The organism is Jannaschia sp. M317, from assembly GCF_025141175.1.
GTDB lineage: Bacteria > Pseudomonadota > Alphaproteobacteria > Rhodobacterales > Rhodobacteraceae > Jannaschia.
Genome location: NZ_CP081155.1, coordinates 3304532 through 3323327 on the forward strand (window position 1 = coordinate 3304532; position 18796 = coordinate 3323327).

Annotated in this window: 19 protein-coding genes; 11 read left to right on the forward strand and 8 right to left on the reverse strand. The window is 64.1% G+C overall.

The annotated features are described in order from the left end of the window. The 7 genes from K3551_RS16870 to K3551_RS16900 all read right to left on the reverse strand — a co-directional run bounded on the left by K3551_RS16870 (position 1) and on the right by K3551_RS16900 (position 6812). On the reverse strand, positions 1-783 hold the full coding sequence (locus K3551_RS16870) for an alpha/beta fold hydrolase (protein ID WP_259915948.1): 783 nt from the start codon (positions 781-783) through the stop codon (positions 1-3). Positions 784-812: 29 nt separating this feature from the next. Continuing rightward, positions 813-1676 carry a cytochrome c gene (locus K3551_RS16875; protein WP_259915950.1) on the reverse strand — a complete coding sequence of 288 codons (864 nt, stop codon included), beginning with the start codon at positions 1674-1676 and terminating at the stop codon, positions 813-815. 126 nt (positions 1677-1802) lie between these two features. Continuing rightward, positions 1803-2264, reverse strand: a complete 462-nt coding sequence (locus K3551_RS16880; protein ID WP_259915952.1) for an Hsp20 family protein — start codon at positions 2262-2264, stop codon at positions 1803-1805. 237 nt (positions 2265-2501) lie between these two features. Beyond that, positions 2502-3635 (reverse strand): calcium-binding protein, encoded by a 1134-nt coding sequence (locus K3551_RS16885; protein WP_259915953.1) that lies wholly within the window; start codon positions 3633-3635, stop codon positions 2502-2504. Positions 3636-3765: 130 nt separating this feature from the next. Next, positions 3766-4179 carry a VOC family protein gene (locus K3551_RS16890; RefSeq protein ID WP_409197388.1) on the reverse strand — a complete coding sequence of 138 codons (414 nt, stop codon included), beginning with the start codon at positions 4177-4179 and terminating at the stop codon, positions 3766-3768. Then, positions 4146-5855 (reverse strand): methionine--tRNA ligase, encoded by a 1710-nt coding sequence (gene metG / locus K3551_RS16895; protein WP_259915954.1) that lies wholly within the window; start codon positions 5853-5855, stop codon positions 4146-4148. Before metG ends, K3551_RS16890 begins: the two co-directional genes overlap by 34 nt. A 189-nt stretch (positions 5856-6044) precedes the next feature. Beyond that, positions 6045-6812 carry an NAD kinase gene (locus K3551_RS16900; protein WP_259915956.1) on the reverse strand — a complete coding sequence of 256 codons (768 nt, stop codon included), beginning with the start codon at positions 6810-6812 and terminating at the stop codon, positions 6045-6047. Positions 6813-7014: 202 nt separating this feature from the next. On the opposite strand from K3551_RS16900, the gene glyA reads away from it, so the two are divergent. The 6 genes from glyA (at position 7015) to K3551_RS16930 (ending at position 12151) form a co-directional block, all read left to right on the forward strand. Beyond that, on the forward strand, positions 7015-8322 hold the full coding sequence (gene glyA, locus K3551_RS16905) for a serine hydroxymethyltransferase (protein ID WP_259915958.1): 1308 nt from the start codon (positions 7015-7017) through the stop codon (positions 8320-8322). Between the two features lie 227 nt (positions 8323-8549). Then, positions 8550-9266 (forward strand): CoA transferase subunit A, encoded by a 717-nt coding sequence (locus K3551_RS16910; RefSeq protein WP_259915960.1) that lies wholly within the window; start codon positions 8550-8552, stop codon positions 9264-9266. Between the two features lie 95 nt (positions 9267-9361). Then, on the forward strand, positions 9362-10384 hold the full coding sequence (locus K3551_RS16915) for a PAS domain-containing protein (protein WP_259915966.1): 1023 nt from the start codon (positions 9362-9364) through the stop codon (positions 10382-10384). Between the two features lie 18 nt (positions 10385-10402). Continuing rightward, complete coding sequence (locus tag K3551_RS16920; protein ID WP_259915968.1) at positions 10403-11032, forward strand: 3-oxoacid CoA-transferase subunit B; 630 nt, start codon at positions 10403-10405, stop codon at positions 11030-11032. A 71-nt stretch (positions 11033-11103) separates the two neighbouring features. Beyond that, positions 11104-11310: a GNAT family N-acetyltransferase gene (locus K3551_RS16925; protein WP_259915969.1), complete on the forward strand. Its 207-nt coding sequence runs from the start codon at positions 11104-11106 to the stop codon at positions 11308-11310. A 79-nt stretch (positions 11311-11389) separates the two neighbouring features. Then, positions 11390-12151 (forward strand): Stf0 sulfotransferase family protein, encoded by a 762-nt coding sequence (locus tag K3551_RS16930; RefSeq protein ID WP_259915971.1) that lies wholly within the window; start codon positions 11390-11392, stop codon positions 12149-12151. Here K3551_RS16930 and K3551_RS16935 read toward each other — a convergent pair. Further along, positions 12148-13005 carry a lytic transglycosylase domain-containing protein gene (locus K3551_RS16935; RefSeq protein WP_259915973.1) on the reverse strand — a complete coding sequence of 286 codons (858 nt, stop codon included), beginning with the start codon at positions 13003-13005 and terminating at the stop codon, positions 12148-12150. The genes K3551_RS16930 and K3551_RS16935 overlap by 4 nt on opposite strands. Positions 13006-13682: 677 nt before the next feature. Here K3551_RS16935 and K3551_RS16940 point away from each other — a divergent pair. The 5 genes from K3551_RS16940 (at position 13683) to K3551_RS16960 (ending at position 18788) form a co-directional block, all read left to right on the forward strand. Continuing rightward, the gene (locus K3551_RS16940) at positions 13683-13886 is read left to right on the forward strand and encodes a Flp family type IVb pilin (RefSeq protein ID WP_259915975.1); all 204 of its coding nucleotides are present in this window, start codon (positions 13683-13685) and stop codon (positions 13884-13886) included. A 211-nt stretch (positions 13887-14097) separates the two neighbouring features. Further along, positions 14098-14919, forward strand: a complete 822-nt coding sequence (cpaB, locus tag K3551_RS16945; RefSeq protein WP_259915977.1) for a Flp pilus assembly protein CpaB — start codon at positions 14098-14100, stop codon at positions 14917-14919. 231 nt (positions 14920-15150) lie between these two features. Continuing rightward, positions 15151-16530, forward strand: coding sequence for a type II and III secretion system protein family protein (locus K3551_RS16950; RefSeq protein ID WP_259915978.1), 1380 nt, complete (start codon positions 15151-15153; stop codon positions 16528-16530). A 4-nt stretch (positions 16531-16534) separates the two neighbouring features. Then, positions 16535-17155: an OmpA family protein gene (locus tag K3551_RS16955; RefSeq protein WP_259915980.1), complete on the forward strand. Its 621-nt coding sequence runs from the start codon at positions 16535-16537 to the stop codon at positions 17153-17155. Between the two features lie 295 nt (positions 17156-17450). Then, positions 17451-18788 (forward strand): AAA family ATPase, encoded by a 1338-nt coding sequence (locus K3551_RS16960; protein ID WP_259915982.1) that lies wholly within the window; start codon positions 17451-17453, stop codon positions 18786-18788. Positions 18789-18796 lie beyond the last annotated feature (8 nt).

Sequence of the window (18796 nt, forward strand, 5' to 3'; positions counted from 1 at the left end):
CTATCCCAATGCCTCCGCCAGGACGGGCAGAACGGTTTCGGGCCTGACGAGGGGTGCCATGTGGCCGCCTTCGGGGATCTGGCGAAACGTCCAATTCGTGCCACGCTGCATGACGTCCACGATCTCGGCAATCGACCGCACGGTGTCGGCGGCATGGATCACCGTCGTATCGGCGGGCAGATCGCGGTGCCAATCGTCGAGGGTCGCCTGCTCATTCATGACGGCGTCCCATTCGTGCAGGTTCGGGCGCAGCGCCTTTGTAAAACCGGTCCGGCGGTGGGATGGCATCGCCTCCCAACTGCCGGGGCCGGTCCAGTAGGTCGCGAACTGCCGCGCGGCTTCTGTCCAGTTACCGGTGCGACCTGCGGCACGGATGATGGCGCAAAGCGCCTGCGCCTCGGCAAACGAGGCGCGGTTTTCCTGTTGCAGCAGCGTGAAGGGATTTGGCTCTATCAAAACCAGACGGTCGACGCGCGCACCCAGGATCGCCGCCGCCTTCATCGCGACGCTGCCGCCAAAGGAATGCCCTACGATGCGAACGGGTGCGCCGTCCGCCGGCAGGACCGGCAAGACGAGACGGGCCTGATCGGCCAAGGTCTGCGGCTCTGGCCCGGTCCAGCGGGGCGTCTCTCCGTAGCCATGAAGGTTCACGGCAACCACGCGGAACCGGTCCGACAACGTCTCCATCGTCACCCGCCACTGTCGCGCGCCAGATACACTGGCGTGCAACAGGATCACGGTTGGCCCTGCCCCGGCGACAAGGGCGTCTGGCTGCGCATCCATCACGCCGCCTAACTTCCGGCGTTGACCGCTCAGCCCCCGTCCGGCAGGGGCGCCATTTCCCGCAAATAAAGCAGGATCGCCGCCAGATCGTCATCCGTCATCCGCGACAGCTCTGCGTAGGGCATCGGCGGCATCATCGGCGCGCCGTCGGGGCGGACACCCTGACGGATCATGCCATCCAGTTCCTGGTCGCTATAGCCCGACAGACCCGTCGGCGTGATGTTCGGGGCGACCGATGTGCCCCAAGGGCCGTGAAACGCGAAGCCACCCGCGCCGAGGTGCGTGTCGAACATCGGTCCCTGCGGGCCGAAAGTGGTGTGACATTCGATGCAATGGGCCACCGGGCCCGCCAGATAGGCCCCGTAGGCCGCGGTCACCCCGGTCTCTGGCGCGCTGACGCTTTCGATGGGCGGACCGTAGGCGGGCGGGAGGGGAATGTTGTAGACGCTCATGCCTGCATCGTTGTCGACGGCCGGCACCTGCCGCAGGTACATCACGATGCTCATGACGTCATCGTCCGACAGCCCACGATAGAGACCGATCGGCATCGGCGGGCCGATGACGCTGCCATCGGGGCGTATGCCTTCTCGGATGGCGCGGACCAGGTCCGCGTCGGACCAGTCGGCCACGCGCGATCCGGGCGTGATGTTGGCGGCAATCGCCGTAAAGGCGTCGTTCTTTTCGACCAGCATTCCGGCCAGGAACATGCCGGGCACGGGACCATCGGGCCCCTTGGGCGTGTGGCAATTGCCGCAGGCCGCGGGTCCTTCTACCAGATAGGTGCCGCGTTCCAGCGAAAGGTCCGCCTGGGCTGTCAGCGTGCCAGCGCAAATTGCCAGAACCGCGAGCGGCCCGAGCCGGGCGCCAACAGGATCATCCGTCTTGCCAATCATCTCCGTCCCCTCCTCACGTTTACGTGACCTAGGGTAAACCAAAGGGTGATTCGGCACCATCGCGCATAAAAAAAGCGCGCGCGCCCCGGTTTGGGACGCGCGCGGATCGAAAATCGGTTGGCCCGATCAGGCCTGGACGGTCTCACCCTCCAGAGCCGGGGCGGAGACGCCCTGGGCGATCTCGATCCGGCGTGGTTTCAGGGCTTCGGGGACCTGCCGCTCCAGCTCGATATGCAGCATGCCGTCGGCGTGGTTGGCCCCGGTAACGTTGACGTGGTCAGCCAGTTGAAATGACTTTTCAAAGGCGCGTTGCGCGATGCCACGGTGCAGATAGACCGGCTTGTGCTCGGTTTCGGCCTTGCGGGCGGAAATCGTCAACTGGTGGTCCTTGGCTTCGATCGACAGCTCATCGGCGGTGAACCCGGCAACGGCAATCGAAATGCGGTAGGCCGTCTCACCCAGCTTTTCGATGTTATAGGGGGGATAGGTGGTCGCGGTATCAGCGGCCATGGCACGGTCCAGCAGGTTGGCCATACGGTCGAAACCGACAGACGCGCGATAGAGCGGTGCAAAATCGTAAGTACGCATAGAGTGCATCCTTTTCAAAGCGATACAAATGTCGCCCCCACCATCGGGCGCGGGGCAGATCGGTCACCGGACCCTGTTTCGGCGTCCGGTTCAGGGGATCTGGGCATCGCAGAAGAGGCGTTCAAGGGGGGCTTGCGCCAGATTTTCGAACACCCCCGCAGACAGGGCACCGCCGTGGCAAAGGCAAAGGGCCCGCGCGGTCGGCGCGGGCCCTTTGCTTGTCTCGGGGGCACGGGGTCAGAGGTTGGCGAACGTAACCGGCGGCGGGGTCGACACCCCAACCAACCGCATCAGGTCGTCCCCATCGGTCGCAACGATCAGATCCGCCCCATCGGCGCGGAACGTCACCTCTGGCGGGACCGGGTTGCCGTCGTCGTCGAAGTCGTCGAACTGTGCTTCGATCAGCAGGGTGTCTCCGTCGGAGAAGTCGTTGACCGACACGAGGTCGCCCGCGACACCGTCGTAAAACACCTCGAACCGGTCAGCACCCGTACCACCGGTCACCGTATCGCCGCGCACGGCCTGCAGGATGTCATTTCCGGCGCCGCCGTCCAGCACATCGCCGGTCCCGGCAAATCCGATCCCGTCGAGATCCAGCGCGCCGATCACATCATCGCCCGCACCGCCCGACAGAGTGTTGTTGCCGCTGTAGTCGAACAGGAAATCATTGCCGTCGCCGCCGTCCAGCTGGTCGTTGCCAAAGGACCCGTCCAGCGCATCTGCCCCGGCCCCGCCCAACAGCACATCGTTGTCTCCGGCCCCAAAGAGCGAGTCGTCGCCCTGCTCACCCAAAAGGGTGTCGTTGCCCGTCCCGCCGCGCAGGGTGTCATCGCCAAAGCCGCCGCGCAGCAAATCGTTGCCCGCGTTGCCCACCAGTTCATCCAGGCCAACCTGCCCCAGCAGAACGTCGTCCCCGCCGCCGCCTGTCAGCAGGTCTTCGCCATTGCCGCCCGCGATCCGGTCGGCATCGGGTCCACCATTGAGAATGTCGCCGCCGTTGCCCCCGACCAAGGTGTCGGCACCGGACCCGCCGTTGAAGATGTCAAAGCCGCCGCCGCCCAGAATGCTGTCGTTGCCGGGGCCGCCGTCGCCCTGGTCATCGCCGAACCCGCCAAGCAGCAGATCGTTGCCTTCGCCGCCTTGCAGCTCGTCAAAGCCGTTCTGGCCGGACAGCGTATCGTCCCCGGCCAACCCCTGAAGCAGGTCGTTTCCACCGAAGCCGCGGATCAGGTTGTCTTCTTCGTCGCCGGTCAGCGTGTCGTCGCCGGCGTTCCCGCCGCCGGGCGTGCCCGTCGCACCGGAATCGTCATCGTCAAACAGGGTCAGCAGTAGCCCGCCGCCCAACAGAAATAGCGCAACCAAGCCAATCATATCCGCCCCCTGAAAAAGTTAACGTGCGTTTGTCGGCTGCCCGAGGGAACGGAGTCAAATTAATTCAAACCATTGAGGATGGGATGGAAACGATGGTTCGACCTAGCGGGCATTACCCTTTGGCCCGACGTCAATCGGTGGGTTCGGCCGGTTCGATCAAATCCCAGCGGGTGCCCCAGGGATCGCGCCAGACGGCAACGGTGCCATAGGATTCGCGCCGGGGCTCTTCCTCGAAAACCCCGCCCGCAGCCCTGATCCGCGCAGCGTCCGTCGCGAAATCCCGGCTCATCATGAACAGCCCGACGCGTCCCGCGAATTGTGCGCCGATTGCGGCCTTTTGGGTTTGGCCCTCGGCGCGGGCCAGCACCAGACGCAGATGCCCGTCGGTGACCGTCACCCAACGCTTGCGGCCCTGGTCGATATCCTCGGCCAGAGTCCAGCCCAGCGCGGTGAAGAACGCGATGCCGGCGTCGTAGTCGGGAACAATATAGGCGACCGCGCCCAGCCGCATCAGCTGCGCGTACCCGCAAAACGGGCGGCCCATTCCTCGCGCTGATCGTCGGTGATCTTGGCAAACAGAACCTCCGGCACGGCGAAGCCGTGGCCCGCGGGCAAGACGTTCAACGCCGCCTCGATCCCCTCGGGCCAGGAGTCGTCCTGCGTATCCATGGCCGCCAGCATCGCGGCAGAGGCATCGGGGATGAACGGTTGCGACAGCACGGCGTACAGACGGATCAGGTTCAGCGCCAGGCGGATCTGCGCGGCTGCCTGTTGCGGATCGGTCTTGTGAACCGTCCAGGGCGCGGCCTCCTGCAGGTATTCGTTGCCCGCCACCCAGATCGCCCGCAACTCCTGCGCGGCCTTGCGGATTTCGATCGCATCCATGTGCCGCTCGTAGGCGGCCAGCCGTGTGGTCAGCGTTTCGATCAGCGCGGCCTCCGGCGCGCCCCAGGTACCGCCCTCGGGCACGACCTCTCCGAATTTCGCCCGGCAGAACTTGGTCACGCGGCTGACGAAGTTGCCGAGCACGTCGGCCAGGTCCTTGTTCACCGAAGCCTGGAAATTCTCCCAGGTGAATTCGGTGTCACTGCTTTCGGGCACATGAGACAGCAACCACCAGCGCCAGTAGTCGGCGGGCAGGATGTCCAACGCCTGATCCATGAACACGCCACGCCCGCGCGAGGTGCTGAACTGGCCACCGTCATAGTTGAGGTAATTGAACGACTTGAGGTAATCGACCGTCTTCCACGGCTCGCCCGATCCCAACAGGGTCGCCGGAAAGCTGAGTGTGTGGAAGGGCACGTTGTCCTTGCCCATGAACTGCACGTAGCGGACATCTTCGGCACCCTTGTCGGTGCGCCACCAACGTTCCCAATCGCCGCCGTTTGCGTCGGCCCATTCGGCGGTGCCCGCGATGTATTCGATGGGCGCGTCGAACCAGACGTAGAAAACCTTGCCCTCCATCCCCGGCCAGGGTTCATCGCCCTTTTGCACCGGAATGCCCCAATCGAGGTCACGGGTGATGCCGCGATCCTGCAGGCCATCGCCGTCGTGCAGCCACTTCTTGGCGATGGAAGTGGTCAGCACCGGCCAGCCATCCTGGCTGTCGATCCAGGCGTCGAGGCGGTCCTTCAGCTGCGATTGCTTGAGATAGAGGTGCTTCGTCTCCCGCACTTCCAGATCGGTCGAGCCGGAAATGGTCGAACGTGGCTCGATCAGGTCGGTCGGGTCCAACTGCTTGGTGCAATTGTCGCACTGGTCGCCGCGCGCATCCTCGAACCCGCAGTTCGGGCAGATGCCCTCGATATAGCGGTCCGGCAGGAAACGGCCGTCGGCGTTGGAATAAACCTGGCGGGAGGACCGTTCTTCGATCAGGCCAGCCGCGTCGAGACGCGCCGCGAAATGCTGTGTCAGGCGGTGGTTCTGCGCGCTGGACGAGCGGCCGAAATGATCGAAAGACAGACGGAACCCATCGGCCAGATCCTTTTGTACCTGCCACATCTCGGCGCAGTAATCGGCCACCGGCTTGCCTGCCTTGGCGGCCGCCAGTTCGGCGGGGGTCCCGTGTTCATCAGTGGCGCAGATGAACATCACCTCGTGACCGCGTGCGCGCAGGTAACGGGCATGGAGATCGGCGGGCAGCTGGCTGCCGATCAGGTTGCCCAGATGCTTGATCCCGTTGATGTAGGGAATGGCGGACGTGATGAGGGTGCGGGGCATTCTGTTCTCCGTGGTCGCGCGCTTCTAGGCCAGCGGGGGCCCCTGTCGCAAGCAGGCAAGACCGTTCGCCCGGCGGCCACGACACGCGGGACGGCACGCCTGCATCACCGGTGGTCGAATACCGCCGCGACGGGGCACCGTCGGGCACGGTCACCGGTCCAGGCCACGCCCGAACGGCTGCGTCGCATGTCAGGTGAACTGCTCTCGCAGCAGACGTTCCTCCAGCCCATGACCTGGATCGAACAACAGGCGGTGGCACACGGCGGGCTCGCTTTCGATCTCGACGGTGATCACGTCGCGGACGGACCGCGAGTCGGCCTCGGCCATCATGGGACGCTTGTCCGGGTCAAGCACGTCGAAGCGCACGCGGGCTGCCTTCGGCAACAATGCCCCGCGCCAGCGGCGGGGGCGAAACGCGGACATCGCCGTCAGGGCCAGCACGTCAGAACCGATAGGCAGGATCGGGCCGTGGGCCGAATAATTGTAGGCGGTGGACCCCGCAGGCGTGCAGACCAATGCGCCGTCGCAGACCAGTTCTTCCATGCGGACCTTGTCATCGACTGAAATCCGCAGGCGCGCGGCCTGTGGCCCGGCCCGCAGCAGCGAGACCTCGTTGATGGCCAGCGCCTGCGACGTGCTGCCGTTGGCACAAGTGGTGCGCATGCGCAGCGGGTTTGTCACCGCCTCCTCTGCGGCGGCCAACCGCTCGGGCAGGTCATCTTCGGCGTATTCATTCATCAGAAAACCCACGGTGCCGCGGTTCATGCCGTAGGTGGGCGCATCCAGATCCATGGTCCCGTGCAACGTCTGCAGCATGAATCCATCGCCGCCCAATGCCACGATCACATCCGCCGCCTCGGGCGCACATTGTCCATACCGCGTCGTCAGCCGGGCAAGCGCGGTCTGCGCATCGGGCGCGCGGGACGCAAGAAAGGCGATGGCATGGGCCTTTGGCATGGGGCCTCCTGGTGTCGAACGGGTCAGGCTTGGCGGTCCGGGGGCCGAAACGCAAGCATCTGGATCACTGCGGCCTTGATCGGAAAGAATGTTTCCCCGCGCCCGCGCCATTCCTCCGTCGATGCGCCGATCTGCCGCTTCACCCCGGGACGGGCTTGGCGTAAGAGGCGCCAACCTCGCCACCCCCATCAGGAGTTGCCCCATGAACGCCCCCCACCGCCCCGCCGGGCACGACGACGGCTTCTTCACCCGGTCCCTGGCCGAAACCGACCCCGAGATCGCCAAGGCCACCCAGCAGGAACTGGGCCGACAGCGCGATGAAATCGAGCTGATCGCCTCCGAGAACATCGTCTCGCGCGCGGTGATGGAGGCCCAGGGCGGGGTGATGACCAACAAGTATGCCGAGGGCTATCCGGGCCGCCGCTACTATGGCGGCTGCCAATACGTCGACATCGCCGAAGACCTGGCCCGCGACCGCGCCAAACAGCTGTTCAACTGCGATTTCGTGAACGTGCAGCCCAATTCCGGCAGCCAGGCGAACCAGGGCGTGTTCACCGCCCTGCTGCAACCGGGCGACACCATCCTGGGGATGAGCCTGGACGCAGGCGGTCACCTGACCCACGGCGCGCGCCCTAACCAATCGGGCAAATGGTTCAACGCCATCCAATACGGTGTGCGCAAACAGGATCTGACGCTGGATTACGACCAGCTTCAGGAACTGGCGACGGAACACAAGCCGAAGCTGATCATCGCGGGCGGCTCTGCCATTCCGCGGATCATCGACTTTGCCAAGATGCGGGAAGTCGCGGATTCGGTCGGGGCCTATCTGCTGGTCGACATGGCGCATTTCGCCGGGCTGGTGGCAAGCGGGCATTACCCGTCGCCCTTCCCCCACGCCCACGTGGCAACGACTACGACGCACAAGACCCTGCGCGGACCGCGCGGCGGCATGATCCTGACAAATGATGCGGACATCGCCAAGAAGGTGAATTCCGCCATCTTCCCGGGCATCCAGGGCGGGCCGCTGATGCATGTGATCGCGGGCAAGGCCGTGGCCTTCGGCGAGGCGCTGCGCCCCGGCTTCAAGGACTACCAGGGCCAGGTGATCCGCAATGCACAGGCCTTGGCCGATCAGTTGCAGAAAGGCGGCTTGGACATCGTGACCGGCGGCACCGACACGCACCTGATGCTGGTCGACCTGCGCCCCAAGGGCGTGAAGGGCAATGCGACGGAGGCGGCGCTGGGTCGCGCGCATATCACCTGCAACAAGAACGGCATCCCCTTCGACGACGAAAAGCCGACGGTGACCAGCGGGATACGCCTCGGCTCCCCCGCGGGCACCACGCGGGGCTTCGGCGAGGCGGAGTTCCGCGAGATCGCCGATCTGATCGTTGAGGTCGTCGACGGCTTGGCGGCCAATGGCGAAGAGGCCAACGCCCAGGTCGAAGAGGCGGTGAAGGCCCGCGTCCAGACGCTCTGCGATCGGTTCCCGATTTACCCGGGTCTTTGAGGGGGGAGCAAAGTCTGAGATCAGACTTTGCAGCAGAGTTTTGCAAAACTCTGCGCCACCGAGCTTTGCGGCCGCAGCGCATTCCGCGTTGCGGCCGCTTTGCGTTCAGGTTTCGACCGGGTTTCAATGCCCTGTGCCCCATCCGATGAATGTTGCAGCGCAGCACGATTGAAACGCCCCGCCCCGTCGTCTATCAATCGCGAAACATCGTTACCCAAGGGATCGACATGAAGAAGGTATATGGCTCCGCCGCCGAGGCGCTGGACGGTCTGCTCTCGGACGGGATGCTCATCGCGGCGGGTGGATTCGGGCTTTGCGGGATTCCGGAGCTTCTGCTTGAGGCGATCAAGGATGCGGGCACCAAGGACCTGACCTTCGCGTCGAACAACGCGGGCGTTGATGACTTTGGTATCGGCATCCTGCTGCAGACACGGCAGGTCAAGAAGATGATATCGTCCTACGTGGGCGAGAATGCCGAATTCATGCGGCAGTATCTGTCCGGAGAGCTGGAGCTGGAATTCAACCCACAGGGCACCCTGGCCGAACGGATGCGCGCCGGCGGCTGCGGCATTCCCGGCTTCTACACCAAGACCGGGGTGGGCACGGTCATCGCCGATGGCAAGGAACACAAGACGTTCCCGACCGGACCCGATGGCACCGACGAGACCTATATCCTGGAGCCCGGGATCTTTGCCGACCTGTCGATCGTCAAGGCCTGGAAGGCCGACACGACCGGCAATCTGGTGTTTCGCAAGACCGCACGAAACTTCAACCCGCCGGCGGCCATGTGTGGTAAGGTCTGCGTGGCAGAGGTGGAAGAGATCGTCCAATCCGGAGAGTTGGACGCCGACGGCATTCATCTGCCCGGCATCTACGTGCACCGCCTGATCCAGGGCGACCACGAAAAGCGGATCGAGCAGCGGACAACGCGGCCTGCTGCTTGACGATGGCGGGCGGGGCACCACATCCTGCCACGGGAGAGAGAAGGCCGGGTCCGATGGCACCGCCTACGGGCCTGTCCGGTATTGGGAGCAGAAGCGTGGACACACGGCGCAAGCTGGCTTCGGTCATCGATGACCAAACCGCTTTGGCGGGCTTTAGTCGTGTCCGCGTGTCGATGATCCTGACCGATCCGCGGACCAAGGATAACCCCATCGTCTACGTCAACGCCGCCTTTGAGCGGACGACCGGCTATTCCCGGTCCGCCGTGATCGGGCGCAATTGCCGGTTTCTGCAGGGGCCGGAAACCGACAAGGCCGACGTCGACCGCCTGCGTCATGCGATCGAGTCGGGCCGCGACGTGACCGTCGACATAACCAATTACCGCGCCGACGGAGAGCCGTTTCTGAACCGCTTGATCATCGCCCCGATTGCCGATTCAAGCGGCGACGTCATCTACTTTCTGGGCATCCAGAAAGAGGTCTATGAGACCGAGCGCGAGGAAGACGCCGCAAACGCCCTTCTGGTAAACGTCCGCGCCCGCGTGCAGGAAGACCTGGGCCTGCTGCTGGACAGTTTCAGCCAACCCACCGACGATGCCGGCCCCATGCCCTACGACGTGGTGAGCCGCCGTCTGGAATGCCTGCAACTCGTCTACGAAAGCATGAAGCTGTCGGATGAACAGGCGCTGCCGGGGCGTGGTATCGACCTGGGTGCCTTGGTCAGTCGCATCGCAGCCGGGATTGCCCATGAGGCCAGCCGCTCTGGCATCCGTTACCAGCAAAGCGTGGAACCGATGGTGGTGAACCCCGACGCGGCCGTTCGCGTCTCGATCCTGCTGTCAGAGGTGCTGGCCAACGCTTTTGCCCATGCCTTCGACCGGATGGACCAAGGCGTGGTAGAGGTGCGGATGGTGCGGCTCGCCGCCGGGGGGCTGCGCCTGACGGTCAGCGATGATGGCGTCGGTCTGCCGTCCAACACCCCCTTTCCGAACCCCGAAACCGTGGGCGGCCGCCTGATCATGACCCTGACCGACGGCCTGGATGCCACGATCAGCCCCATTCGCGGCGCGGCCGGAACGGTCGTCATGATCGATGTCCCTGCGGGTATCACCGAGATTTAAGTCACAAGGAGGCATGAGATGCCCTGGGATCGCAATCAAATGGCTGCGCGCGCCGCGCAGGAGCTGCAGGACGGATGGTACGTCAATCTGGGGATCGGCATTCCGACACTGGTGTCCAACCACATCCCCGAAGGGGTCGAGGTCACGCTGCAGTCCGAGAACGGCATGCTGGGCATGGGCCCCTTCCCCATCGAGGGCGACGAGGATGCCGACCTGATCAACGCCGGCAAGCAGACGATCACCGAACTGCCGCAGACCGCCTATTTCGACAGCGCGCAAAGCTTCGGCATGATCCGCGGCGGCAAGATCGCGATGGCAATCCTGGGCGCGATGGAAGTGGCCGAGAACGGCGACCTGGCGAACTGGATGATCCCCGGCAAGCTGGTCAAGGGCATGGGCGGGGCCATGGATCTGGTCGCGGGCGTGGGCCGCGTGGTCGTGGTCATGGACCATGCGAACAAGCACGGTCAGTCGAAGCTGCTGAAGGAATGCACGCTGCCGCTGACTGGCAAGGGCGTTGTGGACCGGATCATCACGAATCTCGGCGTGCTCGACGTGGTCGAGGGCGGCCTAAAGCTGGTGGAACTGGCCGATGGCGTGACCGAGCAGGAACTGCGGGACGTCACCGAGGCCACGCTCGTCGCGTGAGTGGCATCCACCGCGAAGACGGGCAAACCGGCGGTCGCTGGGTGATCGTCGTAAACGGGCACGAGGCGGAGATGACCTATTCCCGCCTCGGCACCACCAAGCTGATCGTCGATCATACCGACGTGCCCGAGGCCCTGCAGGGCCAGGGCGTCGGGATGATGCTGGCGGAGCGGATGATCTCGGACGCGCGGGCCGAGGGGCTGCGGGTCATCGCGCTCTGCCCATTCGTCAAGGCCCAGGCGCAGCGTCATCCCGACTGGGCGGACGTGATCGAGTGAGGCGGGGATCAGACTTTTGCAAAAGTCTGATCAAATCCTTCCAAGGATTTGATGCCCGCCGTCACGGTTCCGTTCGGTCATGAAGCATTCGCTCAATGGATACGTGATCTGCACCCTGCCGCGCAGCGGCAGTACATTGTTATGCCAATTGCTGCAGTCGGTTCCGGGGGCCGGGCAGCCCGGCTCGCATTTTCACCGCACGGACGTTGCTGCCTGGGCTGCAACGCATGGTCTGCCGCCCCTACCCATGCCCGCATCACCTGCCGACCTGCGCCGGATCCTTGCTGCAGGTCGTCAGACAGGGTGTGATGGCGACAGTCTCTTCGGTCTGCGCCTGCAATCGCACAGCCGCGCTTACTTGCTGGAACGCCTAGCCGAGGCGCAACCGGGTCTGCCCTGCGACCGCACAAGGTTGGAGGCGACGTTTGGGCACCTCTGCTTCATCTATCTGACAAGACGTGATCACTTGGCGCAGGCGATTTCTTACGTGCGTGCGGCGCAGACGGGCCTGTGGCACCGCGCCGCCGATGGCCGCGAGATGGAACGCAGCGCGCCCCCTGCCCCGTCCCGCTATGACCGAGCGGCCATCACGGACCGTTTGCAGACAATCGCGACCGATGAGCAGCAGTGGCAGGTTTGGTTTGCGCGTCAGGGCATCGAACCATTGCGGGTCTTCTATGAGGATCTTGCCGCCGACCCGGCGCGGACTCTGGATCGAATCTTGCGCCATCTGGGTCTTGCGGGAATGTCACCGACACTCCGCATTCCTACGGCGCGCCTGGCTGACGGAACAAGCCTCGCCTGGGCGCGTCGATACCGGTCAGACGCGTCTGGCGACTAGGTGTCTTCGAACGCCGCGTCGAAGACGCAGCCGTCACCGGGCATCGTGGGCGGCGTCTTGCACATCATCCGCGCCACGTTCCAGGCGGCCAGCACCTTGGGCACATAGGCGCGCGTCTCGGCGTAGGGTGGCACGCCTTCGTGTCGGCGCACGGCCCCCTCGCCCGCGTTGTACCCAGCCAACGCCAGAACGGGGTCGCCGCCGAATTCCTTCATCAGCCAGTCGAGGTAGGCCACACCGGCGCGGATGTTCTGACCCGGATCGTTGGCGTCGGTGATCCCGAACCGCTCGGCCGTGGCGGGGATCAACTGCATCAACCCCTGCGCCCCGGCGTGCGAAATGGCGTCGGTCCGTCCGGCAGACTCGACCGAGATCAACGCAAGGATCAGAGCCGGAGAAACCCGCGTCCCGACCGAGTGGCGCAGGATTGTGTCGCCGTGGCTTTGCGCAATGCGTTGCAGATGACGGAGCGATGGCGCACGAATACCGCTTGAGTCGGGCGGACGGGCCGCGACGCGGGTGGCTTGCAAGAAACGACCGGCCTGCGGCGCGATGGCGGGCGATACCGCAGTCCAGAACCAGTCCTGCTGATTGCTGCGCCCCCCCGCCTCTGCCGGGGCAGTGCGGGCAATGGCGACGTCCGGGGCCTGCGGGGCCGAGGGACGCGGCGCGGTGATCGGGGCCGAGGGGGACACCGGACGATCCGCCGCCGTGATCTGCACCGTGATGCGCCGGGTGGTGTTGCTGCTGGGCGGTTTCACGCGTTTGAATGTGAATTCTCCGGCCAAGGCCGGACCAGAGATCGGCGCGGCGACCAGCGCGAAGGCCAGGAAGGCGGCGAATATTCGTGTCATGATGTGCTGCTCGATCTTGTTTTGCCCATAGGGTGCCATATCGCCCACCCCCCTGTCTGCGCGGCGAACCATTTGCGGGGTCAGGTGTGGCGCGTTGCCCGCAGTGGCCCGCGCAATTGCCAACATCCGCCGCAGGATCGCTGCGATTCCCTGACCATTGTTGACCGATCCCCCTTAATTTCCGCTTAATTCCGCATTGTCGGCAATTCGAACCAAATTGGACACGTTTTCGCCCCAATTGGTCCGCATACCTTGGTCATCGGCTCGGACGCCTCAGGCAGACAGCGCGTCAGGGACGATCAATAAGCAACCGAGACAGTCGGGCAAGAAACGTGACAATGAGCAGTCCCCGCCGATCTGTTGGCAGGCAGGCCGGACAAAGAGGGAAACGTCACATTTCCAACGACCTCAGGGTCGAGGGACAAAGGGGGGTCGTGCTGGCAGGCGCGGCCCCTTCTGCCTGTCCGGGGGGGTGTATCCGACCCATATCCACCGATGCCCCCTAAGGTAAGCGGTCGAGCGGATGGCAGGCATCGCCGCGCCCTCGACGGACTCATTCCTCTGAAAGTTCCTAGTCGTGTCTTATTTGCGCCCTGTTTGCCGACGAAACAGAACAGGTCGAAAGGGCGGACAGCCCGACGATCAATATAACGAGTTCACATCGAAGGAATGAACACATGCTGAATGCAATCAAGACTTTCTCCGCTGACGAGTCGGGCGCTGTCACTGTCGACTGGGTTGTGCTGACCGCCGCTCTGGTTGGCCTGGGCCTGGCCGTCATGTCCGTCATCTCGGGCGGCATCGAGAACCTCTCCAACGACGTCAACGACGTGCTGATGCAGGACAACACGACCCGCAACTTCACCGTCCGCACCCCGTAATCCGGGTCACGACGTTCCGGGGGGCGCAAGCCCGCCCGACAAGATTGCAGAACGCCCTGGGCCCATGGCCCGGGGCGTCTCGCATGGAGCGGCCCCTGCCAGGAAGTCTCCTTTGCACTGTCCCCGCCTGTCCATGGAATCGCCCCATTCCTGAGGCACAAGGGAAACAGACGGCTGTCTGCCAGCCCATCATGTATCTGGGAACCTTGTTATGCGTTTGATCTTCGGTCTCGTCCTGCTTGCCGGCCTCGCCCTGGCGGGCTTTGCCATCCACACGGCCCAGGGCCGTTTCAATCAATACAAGTCGGCACTGGCCTCGACCCAGCAGTCGATCGTGCCGACGAAGGACGTCTTCGTTGTCCGCCGACAGCTGAAATACGGCGACCAGCTGCGCCGCACCGATGTCCGCGCCATCCAGTGGCCCGCAACCAGTGTGCCGGTCGGCACCTTTGCCTCCATGGACGAGATCTTTCCGCCCGAAGACGACGGATCCCGCACTGTGTTGCGCCTGATGGAACGCGATGAACCGCTTCTGCGGGCCAAGGTCACCAATCCCGGACAAGGTGCGGGCATTGCCGCGACCCTGACGCCCGGCATGCGCGCCTTTACGCTTTCGGTCGATGTGAACTCCGGCGTGTCGGGTTTCCTGCGGCCTGGCGACCGGGTGGACGTCTACTGGACCGGCGGCGGCGGCGAAGGCGGTGTCACCAAGCTGATCGAGGCCAACATGCCCCTGATCGCCATCGACCAACAAACCGACGAGCAACGCAACAACCCCACCATCGCCCGCAACGTCACCGTCGAGGCCCGGCCCGAGATCGTCGCCAAGCTGGCCCAGGCTCAGGCCACCGGCAGCCTGTCGCTCGCCCTGGTCGGCGTGCAAGACCAGACCGAGAGCGCTTCGGTCCATGCGACCCTGCGCGAGGTTCTGGGTGCCGAAGAAACCGCCGAGCGGCGTCAGACCTGCACCGTGCGCACACGCAAGGGCGCAGAGGTCGTGCTGATCCCGGTCCCCTGCCCCGAAGACGGCTGACCCAGGATAGATCGTCATCCCAGACCCATGGCCGCCCGCACCTCGTGGGCGGCCATTTGGCTTTTTGAGCCCCTGTATTGTGTTGGAAATGGGGCAATCTGTGACCAGCCTGCCCTAGATTGTTGCGCGAACAGGCATGATTCTTGCAATAAGGCTGACTTCTGCCATGGTTCCCGATGATGCGGACGCAGAGCCGCACTATTGAGCACAGTGATCAGAGAGGCAGGTCACATGACGTTTCGAACACTCATCCGGGCAGCAATGCTCGGCGTTCTTGTTTCAGGTGCGCCGGCCTTGCAAGCTCAGGCAGAAACCCTTCGCATCGCGGAGGGTCGCGCACAATCGGCCCTGCGTGTCCAACTCAACCGCGCCATCGTGCTGGAATCTGACGTCGCTTTTGCGGAACTGTCCGTGGCCAATCCGCTGATCGCGGATATCGCCACGCTGTCGGAACGCACGGTCTACGTACTGGGCAAGGCACCGGGTCGCACGACCCTGACCCTGCTGGGCCCGGACGGACGGTTGATCACCAATGTCGACGTGCACGTCACGCCCGACACCGCAGAATTCAAGGAACGCCTGCGCGAATTGCTGCCGGGCGAACCGATCGAGGTCCGCACGGCGAACGATGGTCTGGTCCTGTCGGGCACCGTTTCTTCGGGCCGAGTGGTTGATCAGGCCATGGAAATCGCCAATCGCTACGCCCCCGAGGCCACGTTGAACCTGATGACGGTCGGCGGCGTGCAACAGGTTCAGCTGAAGGTCCGCTTCGCCGAGATGTCGCGCAACCTGTCCAAGGAATTGGGCGCGCAGCTGGGCGTCGGCGGCACCCGGTTGAACGGCGGCAGCTTCGGCGGCACGACCGGCAGCGTCGGCAACAATGCGGGCGCGCTGCAACTGAACTTCGGCAGTGCTTCGGTCAACTTCAACATCCTGATGCAGGCCCTGGAAGAAAAAGGCGTCGTCCGTACCCTTTCGGAGCCGAACCTGACCGCCCTGTCCGGTGAATCGGCCAGTTTCCTGGCGGGTGGGGAATTCCCGATCCCGGCCATCGACTCCGAGGGCAACGTCGGCGTGACCTTCAAGTCCTTCGGCGTCTCGCTCGACTTTACGCCGACCGTGGTCGATGACGACATCATCAACCTCAACATGAAGTCCGAAGTCTCTTCGGTCGATTTCGCCAACTCGGTCGTCATCAACGGCGGCACGGTGCCGGGTACTCAGTCACGCCGCGCCTCCACGACAGTGGAACTGCGCGACGGTCAAAGCTTTGCAATCGCGGGCATCCTGCAGGACGATTTCCAGGATGCCTCGACGCAGACGCCATTCCTGGGCGATCTGCCGGTTCTGGGCGCCTTGTTCCGGTCCGCCAATTATCAGCGCAAGCAGACCGAACTGGTCATCATCGTCTCGGCTCATCTGGTGACGCCGACACGGGGCGAGGCCCTGGCCGTGCCCACCGACCGCATTCGCCCGCCCACCGAAAACGAGCTGTTCCTCTATGGCCGTGTGTCCGGCGGTGCCGGCACCACCACGTCGCGCGCCTCCAGCCGAGGCGGAGATGCGGCAGCCCAGGACTTTTCGGGCAACTACGGCTACGTGTTGGAGTGAGATGATGAAAACCGCACCGATCACCCGCCGTTTCCTGGTCGCAGGCCTTGGCCTGTCGGCCCTGGGTGCCTGTACCGGCACCCGCTTCAACAACCCCGCCGGGTCCAGCATCGATGAAGGTGCCTTCGGCAACCCGACGATGCAGAACATGCTGGTCATGAACGGCTCCGCCGAGGCGGTCAGCCATCTGGGCGGGCGCTTTGCCGCAACCGTTCCGACGACCATCAACTTCGCCTTCAACAGCGCGGCCCTGGATGCGACCGCCCGTTCGGTCCTGGACCAGCAGGCACATTTCATCCGTCAGTTCCCCGAGGTCCGGTTTTCGGTCTACGGCCACACCGACGCCGTCGGCTCGGCTGGCTATAACGAGGGACTGGGCCGTCGTCGCGCCCAGGCCGCGGTCAATTACCTGGCGACCAAGGGGATCTCGAGTTCGCGGCTGGCCGCACTGGTCAGCTTTGGCGAAACCCGGCCCCTGGTGCCGACGCAATCGCGCGAACGGGCCAATCGACGCACGGTGACCGAGGTTGCGGGATTCGTTGCGGGCAATCCGCTCGTGCTCGATGGAAAGTATGCGCAGATCGTCTATCGCCGCTACGTGTCCTCTGGGGCACCTGCCGTCTGATTGCGCCCAAATCACTTTCGGAACTTATTAACCCTGCGCCCCATCTGGCGCAGGGTTTTTCATTTAAATCAGGTGTTTGTCAGAAATCCTGCGCCGTACCGATGGATTCAAGGCGACATACTTTGTTCATGGGGTTTCCGGTAATTTCATTACTTTGGTCCAATTGTTGCCCGAATGTTGCGTCATCCGAAGGGGGAACAGGGGCCGTTGTCCCGAGCCGTGTCTGCCCCAGAACGGGGACGTGCGGGTTAATTCTGCCCCTGCGAAGTCGGGGCACAGGAACGTGGTGAATGTTATGGCCAGCAACCTTGCACAACTGCCAGAGCCGGACCCCCTTCGCGCGGTCACCGTATCGCGCGACGTGCAGGAGTTCGACCTGCTGATCGAGGATATGGAAGCCGAACTGGGCGAGGGTTGGGGCGATCTGTCCTTTGCCGAGGCCATCACCTTCCTGCGCCAGGACGAGGCCCGCGAGCTGGAATTCATCGTCATCGCCGCCGACAAGGAAGACGAGGCACAGCTGCCGCTGTTGCTGGACGTCACCCGCCAGGCAAAACGCGCAGGGCTGAGCGTCATCCTCATCGCCGAAGGCCTGGGTCCGATGACCATGCACGAGATGCTGCGTGCCGGTGCCGACGATTTCGCCCCCTACCCCCTGCCCGAGAATGCCCTGGCAGAGGCCGTGGCCCGCATCCGCACGCAGGCCCCTCCGGGGGCCAGCGACGCCTTGCTGAAGGCCGGTTCGGAAACGGTCGAAAGCACGGTCGTCCCCGCCAGCCCGACAGGTGGCGGAAACAAGACCGAAGCCGCCCTCTTTGCCATCCAGTCCGCAGCCGGTGGCAACGGCGCCTCGACGGTTGCCGTCAATCTGGCCTGGGAACTGGCCAACCTCCCCTCCGAGGAGGCACCTTCCGTCATCCTGATCGACCTGGGCCTGCAATTCGGCTCGGTCGGGACCTATCTGGACCTGGCGCGGAAATCCTCCACCTATGATGTGCTGACCGACATCGGGTCGATGGACGAACAGGCATTCAAGCAATCGCTCACCCCCTACCGCGACAAGCTGCAGGTCTTCACCGCCCCGGCAGAGGTTCTGCCGCTGGACGTGATCGGCCCCGATGAGGTTTCGGCCCTGCTGAAACTGGCGCGCGCCTGTTTCGACGTCGTGATCGTCGATATGCCCGGCGCGATGACCGGCTGGACAGAAACCGTCCTCAAGACCGCAGACATCTATTTCATCTGCTGCGAGTTGGAGGTGCGGTCCGCCCAGAACACCCTTCGGTTCCAGCGCCTGTTGCAGGGCGAGGGGATCGCGATGGACCACGTCGCCTACCTGCTCAACCGTGCCCCGGGCAAGTTGGACATGACCGGCCGTGGCCGCATCGACAAGTTCTCCGAAAGCCTGGACCTGAAGTTCCACGCGGTGCTGCCCGATGGCGGCAAACAGGTGACCGAAGTCAACGATCAGGCCTCTCCGTTACGGGAATTGGCGGCGCGCAACGGCCTGACCAAGGAAATCGCCAAGCTGGCGAAAGACCTGCAAAAAATTCGCGAAGAAGTAGAGGGCAAGGCCGCCGCAAAGGCCAAAGGCCCCGCAAAGAAGAAAGCCATTTTCGGGCTGCAATTCGGCTGACGGCCCGG

Bases quoted from the DNA above. Each gene is read 5' to 3' on its own strand.
- K3551_RS16870 (WP_259915948.1), bottom strand. From the start codon at position 783: ATGGATGCGCAGCCAGACGCCCTTGTCGCCGGGGCAGGGCCAACCGTG.
- K3551_RS16875 (WP_259915950.1), bottom strand. From the start codon at position 1,676: ATGATTGGCAAGACGGATGATCCTGTTGGCGCCCGGCTCGGGCCGCTC.
- K3551_RS16880 (WP_259915952.1), bottom strand. From the start codon at position 2,264: ATGCGTACTTACGATTTTGCACCGCTCTATCGCGCGTCTGTCGGTTTC.
- K3551_RS16885 (WP_259915953.1), bottom strand. From the start codon at position 3,635: ATGATTGGCTTGGTTGCGCTATTTCTGTTGGGCGGCGGGCTACTGCTG.
- K3551_RS16890 (WP_409197388.1), bottom strand. From the start codon at position 4,179: ATGGGCCGCCCGTTTTGCGGGTACGCGCAGCTGATGCGGCTGGGCGCG.
- metG (WP_259915954.1), bottom strand. From the start codon at position 5,855: ATGCCCCGCACCCTCATCACGTCCGCCATTCCCTACATCAACGGGATC.
- K3551_RS16900 (WP_259915956.1), bottom strand. From the start codon at position 6,812: ATGCCAAAGGCCCATGCCATCGCCTTTCTTGCGTCCCGCGCGCCCGAT.
- glyA (WP_259915958.1), top strand. From the start codon at position 7,015: ATGAACGCCCCCCACCGCCCCGCCGGGCACGACGACGGCTTCTTCACC.
- K3551_RS16910 (WP_259915960.1), top strand. From the start codon at position 8,550: ATGAAGAAGGTATATGGCTCCGCCGCCGAGGCGCTGGACGGTCTGCTC.
- K3551_RS16920 (WP_259915968.1), top strand. From the start codon at position 10,403: ATGCCCTGGGATCGCAATCAAATGGCTGCGCGCGCCGCGCAGGAGCTG.
- K3551_RS16925 (WP_259915969.1), top strand. From the start codon at position 11,104: ATGACCTATTCCCGCCTCGGCACCACCAAGCTGATCGTCGATCATACC.
- K3551_RS16930 (WP_259915971.1), top strand. From the start codon at position 11,390: ATGAAGCATTCGCTCAATGGATACGTGATCTGCACCCTGCCGCGCAGC.
- K3551_RS16935 (WP_259915973.1), bottom strand. From the start codon at position 13,005: ATGACACGAATATTCGCCGCCTTCCTGGCCTTCGCGCTGGTCGCCGCG.
- K3551_RS16940 (WP_259915975.1), top strand. From the start codon at position 13,683: ATGCTGAATGCAATCAAGACTTTCTCCGCTGACGAGTCGGGCGCTGTC.
- cpaB (WP_259915977.1), top strand. From the start codon at position 14,098: ATGCGTTTGATCTTCGGTCTCGTCCTGCTTGCCGGCCTCGCCCTGGCG.
- K3551_RS16950 (WP_259915978.1), top strand. From the start codon at position 15,151: ATGACGTTTCGAACACTCATCCGGGCAGCAATGCTCGGCGTTCTTGTT.
- K3551_RS16955 (WP_259915980.1), top strand. From the start codon at position 16,535: ATGAAAACCGCACCGATCACCCGCCGTTTCCTGGTCGCAGGCCTTGGC.
- K3551_RS16960 (WP_259915982.1), top strand. From the start codon at position 17,451: ATGGCCAGCAACCTTGCACAACTGCCAGAGCCGGACCCCCTTCGCGCG.